Origin of the sequence: Trueperella bialowiezensis, assembly GCF_900637955.1 — a bacterium.
GTDB classification, from domain to species: Bacteria; Actinomycetota; Actinomycetes; order Actinomycetales; family Actinomycetaceae; genus Trueperella; species Trueperella bialowiezensis.
In genome coordinates, this window is record NZ_LR134476.1 from 1,389,566 (window position 1) to 1,411,365 (window position 21,800).

General features: G+C 58.1%; 15 protein-coding genes. 8 read left to right on the top strand and 7 right to left on the bottom strand.

The genetic code is table 11. The features are described from left to right. Positions 1–220 precede the first annotated feature (220 nt). Positions 221–1,507, top strand: a complete 1,287-nt coding sequence (locus EL234_RS06345; protein ID WP_126416669.1) for an adenylosuccinate synthase — start codon at positions 221–223, stop codon at positions 1,505–1,507. Positions 1,508–1,735: 228 nt separating this feature from the next. On the opposite strand, the gene EL234_RS09415 is transcribed toward EL234_RS06345, so the two are convergent. Next, positions 1,736–2,998 (bottom strand): hypothetical protein, encoded by a 1,263-nt coding sequence (locus EL234_RS09415; RefSeq protein ID WP_197718427.1) that lies wholly within the window; start codon positions 2,996–2,998, stop codon positions 1,736–1,738. A 293-nt stretch (positions 2,999–3,291) separates the two neighbouring features. On the opposite strand from EL234_RS09415, the gene EL234_RS06355 reads away from it, so the two are divergent. From EL234_RS06355 to EL234_RS06375, 5 genes are all read left to right on the top strand, one after another. Then, the gene (locus EL234_RS06355) at positions 3,292–4,188 is read left to right on the top strand and encodes a phosphoribosylaminoimidazolesuccinocarboxamide synthase (protein WP_164712416.1); all 897 of its coding nucleotides are present in this window, start codon (positions 3,292–3,294) and stop codon (positions 4,186–4,188) included. A gap of 139 nt (positions 4,189–4,327) precedes the next feature. Further along, positions 4,328–5,077 (top strand): TetR/AcrR family transcriptional regulator, encoded by a 750-nt coding sequence (locus EL234_RS06360; protein WP_126416671.1) that lies wholly within the window; start codon positions 4,328–4,330, stop codon positions 5,075–5,077. Positions 5,078–5,292: 215 nt separating this feature from the next. Beyond that, complete coding sequence (gdhA, locus tag EL234_RS06365) at positions 5,293–6,630, top strand: NADP-specific glutamate dehydrogenase (protein ID WP_126416672.1); 1,338 nt, start codon at positions 5,293–5,295, stop codon at positions 6,628–6,630. A 149-nt stretch (positions 6,631–6,779) separates the two neighbouring features. Continuing rightward, entirely contained in the window at positions 6,780–7,160 is a 381-nt protein-coding gene (locus EL234_RS06370; protein WP_126416673.1) for a sterol carrier family protein, read from the top strand. 103 nt (positions 7,161–7,263) lie between these two features. Further along, entirely contained in the window at positions 7,264–8,757 is a 1,494-nt protein-coding gene (locus tag EL234_RS06375) for an RNB domain-containing ribonuclease (protein WP_126416674.1), read from the top strand. A gap of 6 nt (positions 8,758–8,763) precedes the next feature. Here EL234_RS06375 and EL234_RS06380 read toward each other — a convergent pair whose 3' ends face one another. Then, positions 8,764–9,018, bottom strand: a complete 255-nt coding sequence (locus EL234_RS06380; RefSeq protein WP_407701385.1) for a DUF3073 domain-containing protein — start codon at positions 9,016–9,018, stop codon at positions 8,764–8,766. 343 nt (positions 9,019–9,361) lie between these two features. Between EL234_RS06380 and EL234_RS06385 the strand changes: the two genes are divergently transcribed. After that, the gene (locus EL234_RS06385) at positions 9,362–9,553 is read left to right on the top strand and encodes a BldC family transcriptional regulator (RefSeq protein ID WP_126416675.1); all 192 of its coding nucleotides are present in this window, start codon (positions 9,362–9,364) and stop codon (positions 9,551–9,553) included. 97 nt (positions 9,554–9,650) lie between these two features. Here the strand turns inward: EL234_RS06385 and EL234_RS06390 are convergent, their stop codons facing one another. Together EL234_RS06390 and EL234_RS06395 are read right to left on the bottom strand one after the other, a co-directional pair. Continuing rightward, positions 9,651–9,977, bottom strand: a complete 327-nt coding sequence (locus EL234_RS06390; protein WP_126416676.1) for a DUF3618 domain-containing protein — start codon at positions 9,975–9,977, stop codon at positions 9,651–9,653. Then, complete coding sequence (locus EL234_RS06395) at positions 9,974–10,465, bottom strand: phage holin family protein (protein ID WP_126416677.1); 492 nt, start codon at positions 10,463–10,465, stop codon at positions 9,974–9,976. The genes EL234_RS06390 and EL234_RS06395 overlap by 4 nt, the downstream gene beginning before the upstream one ends. Before the next feature lie 164 nt (positions 10,466–10,629). Here EL234_RS06395 and tpx point away from each other — a divergent pair, with 164 nt between their 5' ends. Then, entirely contained in the window at positions 10,630–11,127 is a 498-nt protein-coding gene (gene tpx / locus EL234_RS06400; protein ID WP_126416678.1) for a thiol peroxidase, read from the top strand. A 28-nt stretch (positions 11,128–11,155) separates the two neighbouring features. Here tpx and EL234_RS06405 read toward each other — a convergent pair whose 3' ends face one another. The 3 genes from EL234_RS06405 to EL234_RS06415 form a co-directional block, all read right to left on the bottom strand. Beyond that, entirely contained in the window at positions 11,156–12,388 is a 1,233-nt protein-coding gene (locus EL234_RS06405; RefSeq protein ID WP_126416679.1) for a carboxylate--amine ligase, read from the bottom strand. A gap of 140 nt (positions 12,389–12,528) precedes the next feature. Further along, complete coding sequence (locus EL234_RS06410) at positions 12,529–17,664, bottom strand: InlB B-repeat-containing protein (protein WP_126416680.1); 5,136 nt, start codon at positions 17,662–17,664, stop codon at positions 12,529–12,531. 225 nt (positions 17,665–17,889) lie between these two features. Further along, complete coding sequence (locus EL234_RS06415) at positions 17,890–21,717, bottom strand: LamG-like jellyroll fold domain-containing protein (RefSeq protein ID WP_126416681.1); 3,828 nt, start codon at positions 21,715–21,717, stop codon at positions 17,890–17,892. Positions 21,718–21,800 lie beyond the last annotated feature (83 nt).

A 21,800-nucleotide genomic window follows, 5' to 3' on the forward strand; every position in this document is an offset into this window, starting at 1 on the left:
TAGCTGGGTCTAACCTAGCACCTGGCCATATGTAGCTCGTAGTTCCCTGCTCCTACGAGGCGCCAAAGTATGAAGGTCGCGCCCACGTGAATGCCCTGTTCGCTATTCGGTCGCTTACCTCTCATCGTGCGAGAAACAATTGCCCACATATCGATACGGTAATATGCTAGTTCCGGCTTGTGGGATGTGCCCGCGAGTAATCAAAATAAAAGGAATAGCCATGCCAGCAATCGTCATCGTTGGAGCCCAGTGGGGCGACGAAGGAAAAGGCAAAGCATCGGATCAGCTTGGTACTCAGGTTGACTACGTCGTGAAGTTTAACGGAGGAAATAATGCTGGCCACACTGTCATCGTCGGCGAAGAATCCTTCGCTCTGCACCTGCTGCCTGCAGGGATCCTCACGCCGGGTTGTACGGCCGTGATCGGGAATGGCGTGGTGGTTGATCTCGACGTCCTGTTTGAAGAAATTGCTGCCCTCGAGGCGCGTGGCGTGGATACGTCGCGGCTGCGGATCTCCGCCTCCGCGCATATTATTCCCGCCTACAATAAGCGGCTTGATTCGGCGAACGAGCGCCTACTTGGCAAGCGCAAGATCGGCACCACCGGCCGCGGTATTGGGCCGACGTATGCGGACAAGATGAACCGCATCGGCATCCGCATCCAGGACTTGTTCGATCCGTCGATCTTGCGCCAGAAAGTCGAGGGCGCGCTCCACCGCAAGAACGCGGAACTCGTGCATATTCACGGCGAGGAGCCCTTCGACGTCGACGACGTCACCAACGAACTTCTCTCCTATGCCGATCGGATCAAGCCGATGGTCATCAACGTGTCCGCCACGCTTAACAAGGCGCTTGACGACGGCGAAACTGTGGTGTTCGAGGGTGGCCAGGCCGTCATGCTCGACATTGATCACGGCACCTACCCGTTTGTGACGTCGTCTGCGACGACGGCGGCCGGCGCCTGCACCGGATCGGGCGTGGGGCCGCGGCGGATCGACCGGGTGGTCGGTGTCGCGAAGGCTTACGTGACCCGCGTTGGTGAAGGCCCGTTCCCCACCGAACTGCTTGACGAAGCTGGAGACCGGCTTCGAGAGGTGGGCGGCGAATATGGCACGACGACGGGCCGCCCGCGCAGGTGTGGGTGGTACGACGCCGTCGTTGCTCGCTTTGCGACGCGCGTGAACTCGCTGACGGATATTGTGCTCACAAAGCTCGACGTGCTGACGGGGATCGAGCAGATCCCCGTGTGCGTGGCATACAACATCGACGACGGCCGGGTGGAGGACATGCCGGAAAACCAGTCGGACATGCACCACGCCGAGCCGATCTACGAGTACCTGCCCGGGTGGGACGAGGACATTTCGCACTGCCGTGAGTTCAGTGAGCTTCCGGAGAACGCGCAGAAGTACATTCTGCGGCTTGAAGAGCTGTCGGGATGCCGGATCTCGTCGATCGGTGTGGGGCCGGAGCGCTCGCAGACGATCGTGCGCTACCCACTCATGGATTAGGCGCGCTGCACGCGTAGCCTCATCGTTCCGGGGGTACCTGTTTCGTTCTCGGGGTAGACAAATCGCCGGATTTGGTACCCCCGGAAGCGAACGTGTACCCCGGGAACTGAAGAGCAACTAGGAACTGAAGAGCAACTGAAAGGCGGTGGGGCTAGCTGAATATCCAGCTAGCCCCGCCGCCCTTTCGATAAGTGGCCTACCGCCTGAGAACGGCCTACCGCCTAAGCGTTAGTCCTGCTTAGGCATGTTGCCGGTCTCATTGAGTCCGCCTTCGGCGCCCCCGCGGCTGAAGCTGGAGGCTGCCGGGGTTGACTGGCCAGAGCTCTGGTATCCGCCCTGCGAGCCCACCTGCCCGTAGGCGCCCTGAGCTCCCGGCGACTGCGGCACGTTCGGAGCCGCATCGTAGCCGGCAGGGTTACGCGGAGCTGGATGGCCGCTGTGACCATAGTTGGCCTGGCCTGTTGGGAGCGGCTGTGTCGGTGCGAACTGCTGGGTGGGCTGACCGCCCTGGCCGTAGCCGCCTTGACCGTAACCACCTTGACCAGGAGCACCCTGACCAGGTGCGAACTGCTGGGTCGGCTGACCACCTTGACCGTAACCGCCCTGACCGTAACCGCCCTGGCCGTAGCCACCTTGGCCGTAACCGCCCGGGTATCCAGGGCCGCCCGGTCCACCCGGATATCCTGGGCCGCCAAATCCGCCGTTGTCGCCGTCGTTCTTCTTACGCGTCACGGCGAACACGACGCCGCCAATCACTGCCAGTGCACCCACGCCAATGAGGATCCAGCCCCAGACGGGGAAGCCGCCGTCCTCATCTTCATTGGTGGTCGGAGCCTCAGTGGGTTCGTCGGTGGGCTCGTCGGTTGGATCCTCGGTCGGAGTTGGCGTCTCCGGGCCTTCCGTCGTCGCAGTCGGTGAAGGTGTAGGCTTGCTGCCGCCACCGGAACCACTCTTGTAACCTTCCACCGTGATCCCTTGCGAGAAGACGCTCGGATCGTCAAACGTAGCGCGATTACCACTGATCTGAGCGCCATCAGCCTTCACAATATCGCCGGGCATCTCAACAGTGAATGAGAAACCGAAGCCCATTTGCTTAAGCATGGCGAGGTCTTCGTCAGTGAGTCCGGTGTCGCCCAAGTCTTCATCAATCGTGAAAATGTAGGTGTCGTCAGTTTCGACGAGTACGTCGTCGTCAACAGCGGAGACTCCCGAATTTCCCGTGATCCGGCATCCGAGGTTGCCGTCTTTCGAGATGTCTTCTACCGTGAACGAGTCGTCGCCTTCGGCTATCGATGAGCTGAATTCATCGCATGAGGTCATGCCGCCGGCGGCAAGCATTCCGGACGTGTCGTGAATTTCCATGGTGATCGACGCTACACCGTCTTCATTGATACCAATCGTGGTGTCTGATTCGCAGGCGGCAAGTGCTAGGCCTACGGGAAGAATCAAAGCAAGTGCAAGCTGCCTCTTGCGGGTAGTCGCTGTTGTCATGAGCAACCTTTCTTTCGCGTTTTCGCGTATTGCGTGTTACATCTGCATGTTATTTTTTCTCATCATCTCACGGTTTGGTGAATGGAACTTGAACAAATGAAAAGATCTTTAACTTTTCATGCTGGTACGGATGAGCCGTGTGGTTCGTCGTCGGTGGTTATTCCCTGTTTTGGTCACGCAAAACACGCCCGAGCTGCAAGCGGTAGATTTCCCGGTCTTTTCGCAAAAAGCGTATAGACGGTAGGTGGGTGGTATGGACTAGAATTGAGTTACGATCTAGCGAAGGGAGCACCGTGGTTTCTATTACTGGTTGGTCCCGAATTTTCACGGGAAAAGTCAATGATGTTTATGCGCCGGTCCACCCGCTGGCGCATGGTGGTGGAGAGGTCCTTCTGCTCGTGTCTTCTGACAGGATGAGCGTGCTTGACCGTGTCATGCCAACCATCATCCCGGATAAGGGCGAGGTTGTTAATTCGATTTCGCAATGGTGGTTTAAGCGTTTGCGTGAGATCACCCCGAATCATTTTCTTGATCAGGATGTTCCAGAATCTGTGCGCGGGCGGGCAATGTTGGTGCGCCGGTTGCGCATGTTTCCCTTTGAGTTGACGGTTGTGGGCTATATGACGGCCGCCTGCTTCGCCCAATATCAGGCCACGGGCAAGCTTGCCGGGCAGCGGCTTCCGAAAGGTTTAAAGGTGGGCGATCGGTTGGCCGAACCGCTCTTCTTGCCTGCGATTAAGGGCGACGTCGGTTACGACGACGAACCGATCAGTTTTTCTGCGATGAAGAAGATTGCTGGAAAGCAAGAGGCGAACAAGTTGCGCCAGATTTCGCTCGAGCTCTACTTGGCAGCCAATGAAATCGCCCAGGCTAAGGGGCTTATTATTGCCGACGTGAAACTTGAGTTCGGCACCCCTTCGGATCCGGGCGATGAGGAAATCGTGCTGGGCGACCAGGCGTTCACTCCGGATACGGCCACGTATTGGATTGCTGACGAAGTAGCGCAAGGTAAGCCGCGCTCTTTCGGTAAGGACTATGTACGCGACGCCGTTGAACGTAACGTGCCACAGTGGGCCGGCAACGTTCCGGGAGTATTAGATACTGGTGAAATGCCCGCGATCAGTGCTGACGTGGTTGAAGAGATGAGCTGTCGCTATAAGTACGTCCGCTCAGAACTGTTCAAACCCTGATTGATCAGCCGGTTTATTGCGGGCGCGGCGCTGGGCGCTCGCCCCGTCCCAAATTGAAGCCGATGGGCGTCGCCGGTATCATTGAGTTCAACTGAATGTAGCAGTATGTGATACTTTAGTGAACTCGAGGTTAAGTCGAATGCCGCAGCATCGGGCGGAGAACCCTGATCGCCGCAATACTCGTTGGGAAGCCCACCGTTCTGCTCGTCGTCGGGAACTGTTAGAACTCGTCATCTGTGCCGTGCACAGTCACGGCCCGGACGCATCCATGGACCAAATTGCCGACACGGCGAAAACGTCAAAGTCGATCCTTTACAAATATTTTACTGACAAGGAGACCCTCCAGTACGCGGTCGGTTGTTACGTCATCGGAAAAATCATGGATGACGTGAACGATGCGATCGAATCCGGAGCGGTTTTCAGTGAAATCCTAGAACGTACTTTCGCAAGCTTTGTGAAGCTCATCAGCGAATACACGAACGTGTACCGGTTCATGCGCGTGGCGGAACTTGAAGATGACCCGAGCGTCGCGGGTTGCGAATACAGCGAAAGTTCCCTTGTTGAGTTTTGGAGCAGGCTGTTTTACTCCGACAAAGCGATCTCCAGCCACCCGCTGTACGAGGGCACCGTGTACATGTGGGTGATATCTGTCATTGGCATGGTTAAAAGTGTGGCCCGGGTGTGGATTAAGGTTCGTGAAATCACAGAGGATCCGGAGAAGTTTCCGAACTCAAACTTGACCGACGGGCAACGTAATTTCGCGCAGATCGACCAGGAAAGATTGACGCGGATATTTGTGTCAGCCGTGATGTACATGGCTGAAGACGTCACGATTCACACCTACACAGAGTTTTTGTGGCGGTCCGATCTCCGAGGACAAGCGCAATGAGATCCGCGAGCACGTGCGCACGTTTTCACCGGCCGAAGGTTTCAACACCAGTTGGACGACGCCGTAGACGCTGCTTAATTCCGCACGCATCCGTGTGGATGGTTGTGAGTTCATGATGTGAACGCGCCAGGCTATAACTTTTCTCGCTCCCCGTGATTGTTTTATTCTTAACAGCGGTCGGTGCTTCGGCCAATCCGCCCACGTGAGGAGTTCTAATGGATGCACGCTTAGAAGCCGTCTACGAAGAAGCACTCAAGCGCAACCCTACCCAGCCTGAGTTCCAGCAGGCGGTACGCGAGGTGATAGAAAGCCTCGAAACGCTTCTGCTGTCGCGTACGGACTATCAGGACGCGGCAATCCTTGAACGAATCATTGAACCCGAACGTCAAATCATGTTCCGGGTGGCATGGCAGGACGACTCGAATAAAGTGCGGGTCAACCGCGGATACCGCATCCAGTTCAACTCCACACTCGGCCCGTATAAGGGCGGTTTGCGCTTCCATCCGTCGGTCACGCTCTCGGTCATCAAATTCCTCGGATTTGAACAGATCTTCAAAAATGCGCTCACCGGCCAAAGCATCGGCGGCGGCAAAGGCGGCTCGGATTTCGACCCGCACGGCAAATCCGACAACGAAGTGATGCGGTTCTGCCAAGCCTTCATGATGGAGCTTTCGAGGCATGTTGGCGCCGACGTCGACGTCCCGGCTGGCGATATTGGCGTGGGTGCTCGCGAGATCGGCTACCTGTTTGGCCAATATAAGCGCCTGGCTAACCGGAACGAAGCGGGTGTGATCACCGGGAAAGGTGTGGGCTGGGGTGGTTCGCGTGGCCGGACGGAGGCTACCGGCTACGGGCTCGTCATGTTTGCAAACAGTATGCTTGCTGAACTCGGTGAATCAGTGGAGGGGAAGACGGCGGTGGTGTCCGGCTCTGGGAACGTGGCCACCTACGCGATTGAAAAGCTGCACCAGTTGGGCGGCAAGGCTGTGTCGATTTCAGATTCCAGCGGAGCAGTCTATGATCCGGATGGGATCGACGTCGCTCTTCTCAAGGAGATTAAGGAAGTGCGCCGCGGGCGGGTGTCCGAATATGCGGAGCTGCGTCCGAACGCAAAGTTCCAGGCCGGCCAGAAAGTCTGGGGGATACCAGCTGACCTTGCGCTCCCGTGCGCGACCCAAAATGAGGTGCACGCGAACGACGTGCGCACGATGCGTGCCAACGGGGTGCAACTCATTGCAGAGGGTGCGAACATGCCGCTCACGCCGGGTGCGATCGAAACGGCCCAGCACTCTAAGATCCTGTACGCGCCTGGTAAGGCCGCGAATGCTGGCGGAGTCGCCACGTCAGCTCTTGAGATGCAACAGAACGCGTCGCTCCAAAGCTGGCCGTTCGCCGTCGTCGAAGAAAAGCTCGAGGCAATCATGACGGATATTCACGCCACCTGCCTAGCCACTGCGGCCGATCTGGATGAGCCGGGTAACTATCTTGTGGGTGCGAATGCTGCCGGGTTCATGAAAGTTGCGGACGCCATGATCGAGCAGGGGATCGTCTAGCGCGGGCATGGTGCGCTGCGGTCCGGCTTCAGTGCGGGCGTTCCCGGGGTACACGTTCGTTTCCGGGGGTACCAAATCCGGCGTTTTGTCTACCCCGGGAACGAAACAGGTACCCCAGCAATGCCAGCTCCGCGCTGTAGACTGCTGCCATGAGACGTCGCATCGACCCCGATGAAGGGCTCGGCCTGATACGCGCCTTCGCACGCGGCGAAGAACTTTCAACGCGCGATAAACGGCAGGCCGCCCGGTTCGCCCTCGAAGAGTTCGCAAGCCGGCATCCGGGGCGAAGCGTGGAAATTCGGATCCCGTGGGCTGGGGCAGTGCAGGCGATCGCAGGGCCGGAACACACGCGGGGTACGCCGCCGAACGTCGTCGAAATGGATGTGGACACGTTTCTCGCGCTGGCAACGTCAGCGCCCGGGGACGTGCAGGTCGATCCTGCCAAGGTCACCTACTCGGGCACGCGCGCTAACATTTCCGAGTTCTTCCCGATCTTCCGCCCGGTCGAGCTTGGCCAGCCCGGGCATTAACGACGTCGTTTGCGTGCCGCCGTGCCTCTTGGCAGGCCGCCGCGCCTAGCTGAAAAGTGCTTCTCCTCACCGAACTATGAGCGAATCTCTGTAGGCTGAGGGTGTGAGGCAACGATTTGTTAATCCGAACATCGTCAGTATCGAGGCGATGACCACCACGATCTCGCAACTTGCTGATGAGGCCGGAGTGTCGATCGAGTTCCCCGCTGATGCGCTCCACGAAGCACAAACTGCGCCTCGCCATTTTCCTCACCTGCCAGACCGTACCGATCTGCCGTTCGTTACGATCGACCCGGAAGGTTCGCGGGATTTAGACCAGGCGCTGTTCATCGACGTCGGGGAGCGCATCACCGTGTACTACGCGATTGCGGCGGTTGGGCTTTTCGTCACGCCTGGCGGGGCTCTCGACCGCGAGGCACACCGGCGTGCCACCACTATTTATTTGCCGGATCGGTCGATTCCGTTGCATCCGGAAGTGCTGTCGGCAGATGCGGCGTCGTTGCTGCCTGGCGTGGTACGTCCGGCATACCTGTGGACGTTCCAGTTGGACGCGGAAGGAAACGTGACCTCAACAGACCTGGAATTGGCGCAGATTCGCTCCCGCGCCCAACTCACGTACGTGCAGGTACAGGCCGCCTACAGTGACGCCGCCTACCTGCCAGTGAATGTGCCAGCGGATTTACCAGCCAATCTGGCGCTGGTTGGCAGGCTACGCGAAGAGCTGGAAGTCCGCCGGGGCGGCGTGTCACTCGACCTTCCAGAACAGCGCGTGGAACGACGTCGGAAAGGTTTCCGGCTCACGTTCCGCCACGTGACCCGAGTGGAAGGGTGGAATTCACAGCTGTCGCTCATGACTGGCATGGAGGCCGCAAAAATTATGATCCGTGCGGGCGTCGGTATTCTTCGCACCTTGCCACCTGCACGCGACAAAGACATTGCCAGGCTACGCGCCGTGGCCGCCGGCCTAGGGTTGGACTGGCCCGACGACGTCGACTATCCCACATTCATCCGGTCGCTCAGTTCCCGTGAACCGGCTGCGTTCGCGTTCACTCATGAGGCGGTCACCCTGTTCCGAGGCGCCGGATACGAAGCGCTGCCATCTAACGGTAAACAGGGAACCGACCTGCACCATAACGCCATCGCAGCACCGTACGCTCACGTGACAGCGCCGCTACGCCGGCTTGTCGACCGCTACGGGCTCGAAGTGTGCCGATGCGTCGTCGCCGGGCAGGAAATCCCGCAGTGGGTAGCCGAACAACTGCCCTCGCTGCCCGCGACCATGGCGAACGGCACGCGGATCGCAAACACAGTGGAAAACCGTGCGATCAGCGCAGTCGAAGCACTGACCTTACGCGGGCGCGAGGGTGAAGTGTTCGACGGCGTCGTCGTCGATCGCCTCAAACCCTTAGGAGACACCCAACGCGGCGTCGTGTCGATAGCCGAACCCGCCCTCGAGGTGAAAATCCACGGACATCATGTTCCCGTGGGAGAGCGGGTACGGGTACGGCTTATGGGTGTCGACGACGATCTGACATCCCACTTCGAGCTCGTCTCCGATTCGGAGCCCGAGCTCGTTTCTCATGTGGAATCTCAGTAGGGAAGCCTAGCGGCGAGGCGACCAGTCGTCCTCGTCCCAGACGTCCGTAGCTGGAGGGATTTCGTATGCATCCGGATCATATTCATCCCAGTTTGCATAGCTGTCGTCGTCAGGTTCATCTTTCTGTTCAGCCTTGCCCGCGAGCTCTCGTTCGAGAGCTTCATAGTCGGTCTCCGGGCTGAAGTACTTCAGGTTACGTGCGACTTTACGCTGTTTGGCTCTTTGACGGCCGCGCCCCATGCTTGGCTCGACCCCCCTCAACTTTAATCCTTCAATGGTTCGTGCTCATACCTTACCTTGAAGAGGGGGTAAATCTCTACGTGACTATTACGCCTTGGGGAAAGACCACGAAGAAATGTCTCGATTTTCGGAAATGGCGCGTGTAAGGGGCTGTTGCTTCGAGCTCGCGCGTTAATCGTTAACCAGATTTTATGCTTTCGGCATGAAACTTTTACTGTTAAGAATTGAAGGCGAAGACAATCCAGAACTAGGATGGGCGTAAGAGCAAATCGTTCAAATGGCGCTGTGGGAGGAAAATGCGGCAGGCTCTCCCACATCGCAACAGGGTGTCGAGAAGGGGAAAATAGGTTAGGTGAGGGACAACATGGAGAAGCAAAGCGAATTAATGACTCCGGCAGAAGTGGCGGAACTGTTTAGGGTTGATCCGAAAACGGTGTCACGGTGGGCCGACAACGGCAAACTACCCTACGTTCGCACGCTCGGTGGACACCGGCGTTTTCCGCGTAAAGATGTGATGGACGCGATCAGGAGTTCACGGGTGCCAAAGGCCGAGTAGAACCCCAAGGCCGAGTAAGAGTAAACAAGTAGACTTAAGCAAGTCAAAAAGTGTGGGGTGGATGCGTATCGCATCCACCCCACACTGTTTCGAGTGGTTATTTAAAGATCTTCCGCAGCACGATGATGGCTAGGCCGAGCGCGGCACCAGCAACAATCGCGATCGACTGGCGATCTCCAGCCTTCACTTTCTCAACAAAGTCAGCGAACAGCACCTTGCCTTCGGCCGCCTTATCTTTGGCGAACGACGTCGCTTCCTCCTTGAGCGTGTCCGGATGCAGGCGAGCCGCCAGTTCGTTCACGGTCTCAGTCATCTCATCGCGAACCCGCTCCAGATCGGCGGCAACCTCGGCGGCACTGCGGTTATCCGGAAGGCCCTTGGGTGCCTCGTAATCAACAGCTTTCTTATGGCGTGCTTGAGTCACTGATTGAGTCCCTTCTTCACGGCGTCAACATTCTTCTGGAATCCACCTATCGGGTCGACTTCGTGTTCGCGAGCCTTCTTCATCCGGTTCGCACCCACTGCCACCAGGATCCCAATCACGACTAGGAGGATGCCTGACACAACAAGGAAAGCCGCCCACAGTGGCATGACGTTAGCAAGGCCAAAAGCTGCGGCCATGAGCAGCATGGGCAGAAGGTAAAGCGCGAGCACCCCGGCCACTGCAAATAGAGCTCCGCCCACACCCAGCTTCTTGACCTTTTCTGCTGCCTGCAACTTGGCGTATTGAACCTCGTCACGCATCAACGCGGAGAACTGGGCGGTCACTTTCGCGATCAACTCGCCAATAGACTGCCCGCTTCGAGGAGCCACCGGCCCCTTTCCAGACAGCGAAGTGGGACCTTCCGGCGTGTGATCCGAGGGCGCAGCCCGGCCGTGGGATGCACCCGAGGGTGTCGATTTGTCAGTCACGGATACTCCTTTACGTGGGCGAGTCCGCCCAAGATCATGCTCTCATTTTGGCATGAATAAACGTAATCTTTCGACTTCTTACGCGAACACGTCGAATATCGATCTTTTTATGCTGACCGCGTGAACAGGTTCACCGGCGCGAGTGGCCTCGCTACGGTTGACACATGGCAACGATTACTTTCAATGGCACTCCAATAACAACAATCGGCGACCTGCCCGCAGTTGGTACGAAAGCCCCCGATTTCACGCTCACAGACTCAGAGCTTGGCGACGTGAAGCTCTCCGATTTCGCAGGCAAACGTGTGGTTCTCAACATTTTCCCATCCCTTGACACGGGAATCTGTGCCCAATCAGTGCGCCAGTTCAACAAGCTGGCCGAAGAAGTCGACAACACCGTCGTCGTCGCTGTGTCACTCGACCTCCCGTTTGCCCACGAGCGTTTCTGCACCGCCGAAGGCATCAAAAATGTGGTGACGGGCTCAGCATTCCGTTCGTCTTTCCCCGAAGACTACGGAGTGACCATGGCCGAAGGGCCACTAACGGGCCTGCTGTCCCGCTCCGTCGTTATCATCGACGGCGACGGCACGGTCATCTACACCGAGCAAGTACCGGAGACCAAGAGCGAACCCGATTACGACGCCGCCCGAGCAGCCCTCAGCTAGCGACGACCAATAGGCAGCGAGTGCGCGGCTAGAACCCGCTATCCGTGGGCGTCGGATAGTACTTGCGCATCCTGCGCACGTAATTCAAGCCCGATCCCAAGCGGAAAATCACTCGCTTTGGATGTTGGTCAACCCGATAGTCAAGCGGTGTGACAGTGTTCCTCCGCGCCGCCCGCACCTGCTTACGCAGGTGCGGGTCTCGTATATAGTTCCTATTCGCCAACAAAGGCGGCACGATCGCGAAAATACCTTCGCGCGTTTGCCGGGCGACGACGTCGTCATCATCCGCCTTGCCCAGCGCGTCCGCCACAACAATACGCGCCAGATCAATACCTCCCACCTTGAGGTAGTAGTGGCCGCGGCCCATTCGCGGGTTGAGGTCTAGCCAGTAAATGCGGCCGTCGCGGGGATCGATTTTCACGTCTAACGAGAAGAAGCCGGTCAAACCTATCTTGCGGATAATTCGCTGTGCCTGCTCGATAAGCTCCGGGTGCTCACGCACGTAAATGATCCCCGCGTTACCAATCAGCTCTGGCTCGTGGATGCCAAGAAGTACCTGCCCGGATCCAATCGCGGCTAGACGGCCACGCGTTGTTACGTATCCGTTGACCACCCATTGCGTGGTGTCATCACCCGGGATGAGCTCCTGAACGATTAAGTCGACACGAGCTTGCGCCACGCGTGCGAATAGTGCGCGGGCGGCGTCGTGGTCCTCCGCCACCGACACCTTGTCCAAGCCATACTTAGAATTTTTGAAAAAGTCCGCACCCGAACGGGTTTTGACCACGAGCGGGGCACGAAGCGCATCTATCGCATGCCACGAATCAGGATCTGCCAGCGACATCGTCACATGCTGAGGCGCGTGCAACCCAAGCGACTCAAGCAGCTCGGCCAACGCGGCCTTATCGTTGGCACGAGCGATCACCTCCGGGGTCGGTTGCGGCAAGAACCATCCGGGCAGTTCTTCCCGATGCGTGGCAGCGATCTCGAGCGGCTCATCAACATTCCCTAAGAAAATAGGGGTTAGCCCGGGGTTGTCTGCACTGATCTGCTGCATGAGCGGGATGAGACGCGCCGGATCCATCAGCGTGCCCTTGTCAACGATACGAAAATCGAGAATACGCGAATCCGAGACCGGCCCGCGCGCAAAATCATTAATCACAAGCGAACGGAGCCCGTAAGCTTCATGGAACAAGCGCGCGATCGTGTACTCAGAGATATCTGCCCCAACAATGACGGGCAGCACCGGTGGCGTAGTCATGGAGTAATTGTATGCGAGCACAGGGCGGGCGCTGAGAGCTGCTCGACGAGTATCACTACTCGTGTTGTTCTCTTAGCGCCCGCCCGGGTTGGTTAGCTGGCTAGCTGACTAACCGGCTAGTTGGCTAACTGGCAAGTTGGTTAGGAGATGATGTGCATGTTGTTCCATCCGTGGCCGACTTGGATGGGGTGTCCCCACCGGCTGTTGCCGAGGTTACGGTAGAAGAACATGCGTCCATTCGTATGAACTCCGAGCAGGTCACGGCGTCCATCACCATTCAAGTCACCTGGAATAGTGACGTGCGAGAACCCGGCCCACCCGTGGCCGACCTGGCCGGCACCAGAGAACGTGCCATTACCATGACCACGGTAGGCGAACATGCGCCCATCATCGCGAATACCAATCAGATCCGGGTTGCCATCACCAGTGAACTGGCCAGGTGCAAGGATCGTGGTCGTCCGACCCCAACCATGGCCAACCTGGCCACGGCCGTTGAGTCCGTTAGGTCGCACGTTGTAAGCAAACAACCGTCCACTATCAACCTGCCGGGCAACCAGTACCTGGTCTGATCCGAAACGGCCAACATAGACAATGTTGTCCATCCCGTTCCAGCCCCGGCCAGCCTGCTTACCGTAAGACAGTGCTCCGCCGCCATCGGAGTAGTAGTAGTAATGCATAGTTCCATCCGCATGGCGGACCAACAAATCAGAACGGTTATCACCGTTGACATCCGGGATCGGAGTGATCGACGTGATCTGAGTCTGGTCACAGGCAACCACTCCAACACCGTAGATCCCGCCTTGGCCGTTACCAGCATAGAAATGCACCCGGCCCTCAGAATCAACCGACCACAGGTCAGCAATCCCATCACCAGTCGCGTCGCCTAGGACGCCACTAGCACGAGACCCAACCTGCAGCCCATCAGACACCACACACGACGGCACAGGCTCAGGCTCAGGCTCAGGAGTTGGCTCTGGCTCTGGCTCCGGCTCTGGCTCAGGTGCAGGTTCAGGCGTCGGCTCCGGCTCGGGCTCCGGCTCCGGAGTTGGTTCGGGCTCAGGAGTTGGCTCGGGTTCAGGAGTTGGCTCGGGTTCAGGAGTTGGCTCCGGCTCAGGCGCGGGAGTCAGTTCAGCGATCTCCTCGGCCGTCATTGGGCGGGTGCGGGTTTGAGTGAACTCGAAGGTCACTTCGGCCCACGTGCCTTCGGCAGCGCGCCACGTCCAATCAACGGTCTTTATGGTGCGCGTCTGGTGCACGATGCGCTGTTCTGCGTCAGCTTCGCCATCCACCCAGTCGCCATACTCAGTGATCGTTTCGGGCTTGGGCGGCAGCGGAACCTTCACAGTCCAGTCGACCACCACATCATCGGCGAGCTTGTAACCCTCAAGGGCGCGGGCAATCACGTTTGTGACAGTGCCCGGGTTCACCTTGACCGTGCCAGTGACGACCTCGCCACCAACCACGTACTCAACGCCGTCAACCGTTGGGATCACAATCCCACCAGCTTCAGCAGAGTACTCAGGCTCAGCAACCTCAGAGACGACCACCGTCAGGGCATTGATCTCCTCGGTCGTCATTGGGCGGGTACGCGTCTGTGTGAACTCGAAGGTCACCTCGGCCCACTTACCCTCGGCAGCACGCCACGTCCAATCAACGGTCTTAATGGTGCGCGTCTGGTGCACGATGCGCTGTTCTGCATCAGCTTCACCATCCACCCAGTCGCCATACTCAGTGATCGTTTCGGGCTTGGGTGGCAGCGGAGCCTTAACAGCCCAGTCAACCACCACGTCGTCGGCGAGCTTGTAACCCTCAAGGGCGCGAGCAGTCACGTTTGTGACCGTGCCCGGGGCCACTTCGAACGTACCCGAGACAACCTCGCCGTTAACCAGGTACTCAACGCCGACAACCGTTGGGATCACAATCCCGCCAGCCTCGGCAGAGTACTCAGGTTCAGCAACCTCGGCTACAACCACGGGCCCGATTTCGCAGCCGTCGTCGTCAACCTCGACGCCTTCTGCGGTGTCCGGGCACTTGTCTGCCCAGTTGGGAACGCCATCGCCGTCGTCGTCGCCAATATCCTTCCACTTCGCATACACCGTCACATCACCGGTGACAGCCGCCTCGAAGTCGAAAGCGGTCGCAAACTCGGCGTCAGCAAACCAACCCTCGAACTCGAAACCGTCAGCAACAGGAACGTCCGGCGTCGTAGCCTTCTGCCCATCAAGGACCAGCTGCACCGGCACCTGCTCACCATGGCCGCCCATATCGAACGACACCTGATGGGTGTAGGTCTTCGCGGCTAGCACGGTCATCTTGATCCCGTCAGCAGTTTGCCAGCTGACGCTCTTGTTCGGTTCGTTGATGACGAGCTTGCCGTCCTTAACCTCGGCATTCGTCAGTCCGCTCAGGGTGTCAGGGTCGAACAGGTCGCCAAGCCGATCCGTCCCCAACTGCTTCGTTGACTTCACGATCGGAAGACCAGACAGCCCAAATTCCTTGAGTTTAAGACCGTCAGCGCTTGCCAACGGCCACAAGCCATAGTCGATCTCCAGATGGTTCAACTTGCGGTTGTTGGTCAGGTCGAGCTCTGTCAAACCGTCGTTCACCCACGCAGTCAGACGCGTCAACTCAGGATTGTTCGAGACATCCAACTCAGTGAGATTGTTGCCGAGTACCTGTACTTCCTTCAGCCCCTTAGCCCTCGACAGGTCAACGGCAGTCAACTTATTGTTGTTAGCTCGGAGTGTGTGCAGGTCCTTACCATTAAAGTTAAGTTCGGTCAGGTTGTTCCCGCTCACCCTCAAATCTTGGAGGGCTCCGTTACTCGAAAGATCAAGCTCGCTCAACTGGTTGTTGTTTGCAAACAGCCACCGGATAGTCTGGCCCCGCTTAATATCAAGTGAGGTCAGCTTGTTGTTGTACACATATACGTACCGGAGGTTGCCGAGCCCTGACGTGTTGACCTCCGTCAACTGATTATCGTTGACGATCAGCCATTCCAGGTAACGATTCTTCGACACGTCCAACGTGGTCAGAGCGTTATTGTTCGCCCACAAATGAGTGAGCTTGTCGTTCTTCGTCACGTCGAGTTCCGTCAGCTTGTTCTTCTTCACGTCCAAGTATTCGAGCCTCGGACTGTTGGAAACGTCGATGCTCGTCAAATTATTGTTACCGACGTGCAGACGGCTCAACCGGGGCTTAGCGGAGACGTCGAGTTCCGTCAGCTGATTGTTATCCGCGAAGAGCCAGCCCACGTCTGGCGAATTCGTGAGATCGAGCGACGTGAGCGCATTATTTCTAATCCGGATTTCTTTCAAGTCGGGCTTGTTCGACGCATCCAGCTTCGTCAGCTTGTTATTCTCTGCGAAAATCTGCCAAAGCTTCGGATTATTGCTGACATCCAACTCGGTCAGCTGGTTGTTATCAACGTAAAGGAACTCCAGTCGCGTGTTCGCCGAAACGTCGACCTCGGTCAGCTGATTGTTTTGCACGTTCAAGGTCGCTAGCCACGGGAAGTGTTCGATACCCTTCACTGACGTCAGCCCGGAGTCCTTCAACCTAATAGCCTTGACGGAGTTGCGCTCTGAATCAGTGAGCTTGCCGTCCTTGTGCCAGTCGAAATTATCTGCAACGTACTTGCGGAGTACTGGATCTGGGAAGTTCACTTCGTCGATCGGCAACTGCTTTTCCACCGGCTTCGGCGCAGGTTCCACGATGTTTAAAATGAACGTGGCAGGCTGGGGCACGTTCGGATTGTCATCCTCAATCCGCTCGGCAGTCAGCCGCAGCGTGATCACCTTGTTATCCACAGCCTCGGTTGGCCTACCCGTGAGCTCACAACCACGAACGAAATCATTGCGCTTGACCGTCAAACCCTCAGGCAGACCATCAGCCACACACTGAATGTTCCTAAATCCGCCCCAGCTGTAATCGGTGGCAACCTTCTGCTTGATCTCCTTGCCAACAGTTCCGTTAACGACGTCGATGACGTCGCGCAGCTCCGGAGCCTTCGTACAGCCACGTTCGTCAACAGCCTTGTATGCCGAAGCCGGACATTCGTCCTTCCAGTTCGGTACGCCGTCGTTGTCGTCGTCGCGCATATCCTTCCACTTGGCGTAAACCGTCACGTCATCCTCGATGGCTGCCTCGAAGTCGAACGGGGTGGTGAATCCAGCATCTGCGAACCAACCCTCAAACTCGAAGCCATCAGCAACCGGAGCCTCCGGTGCGCTGGCCTTCGCCCCGTCCTCAACCTTCTGCGCGGGCACCTGCTCACCTTGGCCGCCCATATCGAACGTCACCTGGTGCGTAGCATTTTCCGCGGCAAAAATATTCACTTGGAGCCCGTTAGTGGTGCGCCACCACAGGACAAGCTCGTCATCGACAATGTAAAGCTTGCCATCTTCGATGTTGGCGTTTTGCAAACCAGTTGCCGTCTCCGGATCGAAAAGATCACCAAGACGTGAAGTGTTGACCTCACCCGTCGATTTCACAACCGGAACATCATGCAACGTAACGAAGAAAGGCTTGAGCTTTTCAAATCCTTGAACCGGCCACATGTGATGGTCGATGTCGAGATTCTCCATCTTCAGATTGTTCGACAGATCCAGATTCTGCAGTTGAACGTTCTTCGACAGCGTCAAATACTCCAGATTGGGAAGAGTCGTCACATCCAACTCAGTAAGAGCGTTATCCGAAAGGTCAAGCTCAACGAGGTTCGGCGCCACCGGTAGATCAATCCCAGTCAGCGAATTGCCATGCGCTTGCAGCACTGCGAGGTTTTCGTTCTGCGACACCACAAGTTCCGTCAATTCGTTGTACTGCACATGGAGACGTTCCAGCTTGGGATTATTCGTCACATCCAGTGTGGTGATCTGATTGTTTTTAACGTCCAGTTTCTGCAGATTCGGGAAATGCTCAATGCCTTCCACCGACGTGAGCCCCGAGTCGGAAATGATGATTTCCGAAACGGCGGCGCGCTCGGATTCACTCAGCCGGCCATCACCATCAAGATCGAGTTTGCTGGCAACATGTTCCCGGAAGGCAGGATCCGGGAAGCTCGCTTCGTCAACCGCAATCGGTGTATTCGTAGATTCAGAGTGCGACGCCGTCGTCACGCCGTCGTCAACAGTCGCGGCATGAACCGGAGCCGTAAAGCCGACGCCGAGCAACGCTGCTGCGGCAAGTGCGGCTGTCACTGTGCGCGCGTGCGGCGGGCGTTTCTTCCCGCCACGCAAAAATGACGTATTCAACGCTTTTCCCTTCATGTAGTTCATGTAGTGCACATATGTTAATAAGGTTAGGCTTGCCTAACCCAAGATCATGCTACTGCACTTTACTCACACATAGGCAGGTTGATTTTGCGGCGAACATTCCTTCACATGGCAATTCGCAACATGCACATGTGTAAGGGCGAGCGTGAAGATCACGCTCGCCCTTACACCACCAGCCCGGTGGCCGAGTTGGTTACCTGGGGCAGTTACCAAGCCGGCCTAGGTTGGTTAGGAGATGATGGTCATGTTGTTCCATCCGTGGCCAACCTGAACAGGGTATCCCCACCGGCTGTTGCCAAGGTTACGGTAGAAGAACATGCGTCCATTCGTATGAACTCCGAGCAGGTCACGGCGTCCATCACCATCAAGGTCACCGGGGATGACTGCATGGGCGAACCCGTTCCACCCGTGGCCGACCTGGCCGACGGTACTAAACGTGCCACCTGCGTGGCCTCGGTAGGCGAACATGTGTCCATCATCCCGAATACCGATCAGGTCCGGGTTGCCATCACCAGTGAACTGGCCAGGGGCAAGGATCGTGGTTGTTCGACCCCAACCGTGCCCAACTTGGCCCCGGCCGTTGAGTCCGTTAGCTCGCACGTTGTAAGCAAACAACCGTCCACTATCAACCTGCCGGGCAACCAGTACCTGGTCTGATCCGAAACGGCCAACATAGACAATGTTGTCCATCCCGTTCCAGCCCCGGCCAGCCTGCTTACCGTAAGATAGTGCGCCACCGCCATCGGAATGGTAGTAGTGCACGGTCCCATCCGCATGGCGGACCAACAGGTCAGAACGGTTATCACCATTCACATCCGGAATCGGAGTTATCGACGTGATCTTGCCCTGGTCGCAGGCAACAACACCGACATGGTAGATCCCGCCACGGCCGTTACCAGCGTAGAAATGCACCCGGCCATCGGAATCGACCGACCACACGTCAGCGATCCCATCACCAGTGGCATCGCCAAGAACGCCACTAGCACGAGACCCAACCTTCAACCCATCAGCCACCACACACGACGGCACAGGCTCAGGTTCAGGAGTTGGTTCCGGTTCCGGAGTTGGTTCGGGCTCAGGCGTCGGCTCCGGTTCCGGCGTCGGTTCAGGTTCCGGTACAGGCTCCGGGTTTGGCGCAAGCGTTAGCGTGAACGTCGTCGAAGCGGTACGCGGAATACCTGTGCCGTCGTCGGCTTCCGTCACGGTCGCGGTCACGTCGAAGCTGGCCTCTTCGGCATTCTTGACCGCTGGAGTACCCGAAATCTCCCCGGTTGCCGGATCAATCGACAGGCCTGCGGGCAGACCCTCAGCGCTAAACGTGTCAGCAAGCAGTGGATCGTTGCCGGTGGTCTCGAGCTTGATCGGGGTGATCTCAGAGCCTTCAGTAGCAGAAACATTCGCCACAGGCTCCAATCCCACTTCGAACGGCAGATTCTCTTCCAGATACTTCAGCGAGAAGTTAATGTAGGAGACCTTGTTGGCAACAGCCGGCTCCATGAGCAGGCCGATCTTGCCATCGGGCTGAACTGCCATCGTCGTGTAGCCAGTGCCGCCATTGCGAACCTGCTTCGAGACGGGCCAGGTGGCGCCGTCGTCGTAAGACATGGAAACGTGTCCGTCAACGCGATCCCACCACTTCTTCGTGTTCGAGAAAAGCAGAACCTTTGAACGCAGCGTGCCCTCCTTGGCGGTCGGGAACGGCCGGAGGAGTTGCGCGTTGTTTTGCGAGTCGGGCAGTTGCTTTTCGAGGCGGTAGTCTTTCCAGTTCATGCCGCCGTCGTCGGAGATGGCAACGATCCGGTAGCCCTGACCGTACGAGCCGCGCGGAATACGCGAGTTGAGCATGAGCCGGCCGTCGGACAGCTCGGCCACCTTGTTCTCGTCGTAGTTCCACTTTTGGGCGAAGGGTGCGCCGTCGGTGTCGGACGTGAAGTTACCGCCCTGCCAGGTCTTGCCGTGGTCGTCAGAGAAGATGGAGATGGCGAGGAAGCCGCCGCTCTTCTTCAAGCACGCGGCCTGCTGCACGAGCCGGCCCTTGTGTGGTTCGTACATCTTCTGGATGCCGGCGCCAGACGTGGCGAAGCAGCCCTTGACATCTTTGCCGCGATCGCCGAGCACGTCGTTCGTGATCGTGCGGAGCTTCCACGTGTGCCCGTTGTCTTTCGAGCTGGCCACGGTGAAGTTCATGGTGCGCCGGTCGGCTTCGTCGATCGTCCCGTCTTCCTTGTACACATAGTGCGGGTTGTTGGGCAGGCCAGCATCCAGCGACCCGACGAAGAAGTTGAAAATCTCGCCAGTGTCATGGTCGACCACGTACGACGGGTCGGACCAACCGTAGCGTTCACCCGGACCGGCCACTTTACCTTCCGCGATGATCGTGCGCGGGCCCCACGTCTTACCGCCATCGGTGGAACGGCGCTGCACGATCGAGTTCTCGTTCGGGGAGTCGCCGCCGCCAGTCATGGCGTTGATCGGCCGGTAGTCGTAGGAGGCCAGCAGGTCGCCATTCGATGCGACTGCGATCGCGGGAATACGAATGTTGTATTCGCCGGGCACGTTCTCGTCGAGCATCTCCATGTCAGACAGCGTGGGCGCCAGCCGCGGATCTGCGTTTGGTGCGGGGAACGGCTTGGCGGCCTCCCACGTCGTCGGCGTATCCGCGGTAGCGGTTGCCGGAACCTGGGTTGTCTTGCCGTCTTGCTTGGCTGTGACGACGACGTCGAGCACGGCCCGGCCGCGCTCCAGATCGACGCTGGTCACGGGGTACGTCATGGAGTCGCACGTGAGCGTAGCGCCCGGTGCGATCTCGCCGGAACATGCCGGGGCGCCGTCGTTGAGGGAGACCTGCACGGGCTTGTCCGTCGGGTTCGAGATCTTCAGCGTGGCCGTGAGTTCGTCGCCTTCAGCGTACTGATCTTTGCCGATTCCGCCGGTGAACTCGAAGGACTCCACTTTTGCGAGCATGGGCGCGACGCCGACCTGCTCGCCTGAGAAACGTTCCATCGGCTTGGCCTTGCCACGGTAGCGGATGTCGTCGTAGAGCTGGAATTCGATCCAGGGCGTAAAGCCGCCGGCCTCGATATCCGCCTCGTTGACCACATGCGACGCGAAGGGGCACGACTCCGTCTTCCCTGCGGGCAGGGCGCCCCACTTGCAACCGTGCCAGTTATCTAGGTTGGACGCGGTTGATTCGAAGGAGCGGGTCATGCCCGTGTCGTTCGTGACTCGCAGGTCGAAGTTAATCCTGTCGCCAACCTGCCAGTCCACGCCCTCCGGCTTGGGATTGGAGATCGTGAACGTGGCGTTGAGCTTGGGCTGTGCTTCCGGTTCTTTAACGGGAAGGTTCTCGATCGTCGTCGGGATTTCCTCGGCAGTTAGCGCCCGGTTGTAGATCTTCAGCTCGTCAACGAGGCCGGTGAACCCTTCACCGCCGAGCACGTCCACCGGTGCGACGATGGGGTTTTGAACCGTCCACGTTTTGGTTTCGCTGAGCTCGCCGTCGACGTAGAGCTTCAGCCCTTCAGTGGCGCTGTTCGTCCACGTGATGTGTTGCCACTGGTCGTTGGGCATCGTTGCGTTATAGGTAAGGTAGCCGCCGGCGCCAGAGCGTACCCACACGCCCATGTTGTCGCCGTTTGCACGGATGCGCTGGGAGATTGTCGTGTAGCCGTCTTTGGCCACGAGAATGTTGGACGTGCCAGGCGCGGTGGGCGCTTTCACCCAGAAGCCGATGGTCCAGTTCTTTCCGAGGTCGAGTTCGGGGAAGGCCACGGAGTTGCCCGGGGTGATGGACGCTGCCTTTCCTACCTTTCCTTCGACCGTTGGGATCGTTCCAGTGACGGTGCCTGTGCGCTGGCTCCACTTATCTGCGACGGCGCCCGTGCCGTCCGATTCCTCATCGAAGGAGTAGTGGGAGACCTGTGCCGCACTCAGGTCCGGGTTAGGCGCGGCCGTGTCTGTTGCACTGGCCAGGGGAGCGAGGGGCGTGAGTAGTAACGCGCCTACGCTTGCAATGGCAAGGCTGATACGCCTTCGCCAGGGTGTGGTTGATGACATGAGTCCACCTTTGCGTCGTTGCTAATGTGTTCCTCGGAACCCGTCCTTGGGTTCGCACCTCAGTTGTCTGACAACTGATGGGC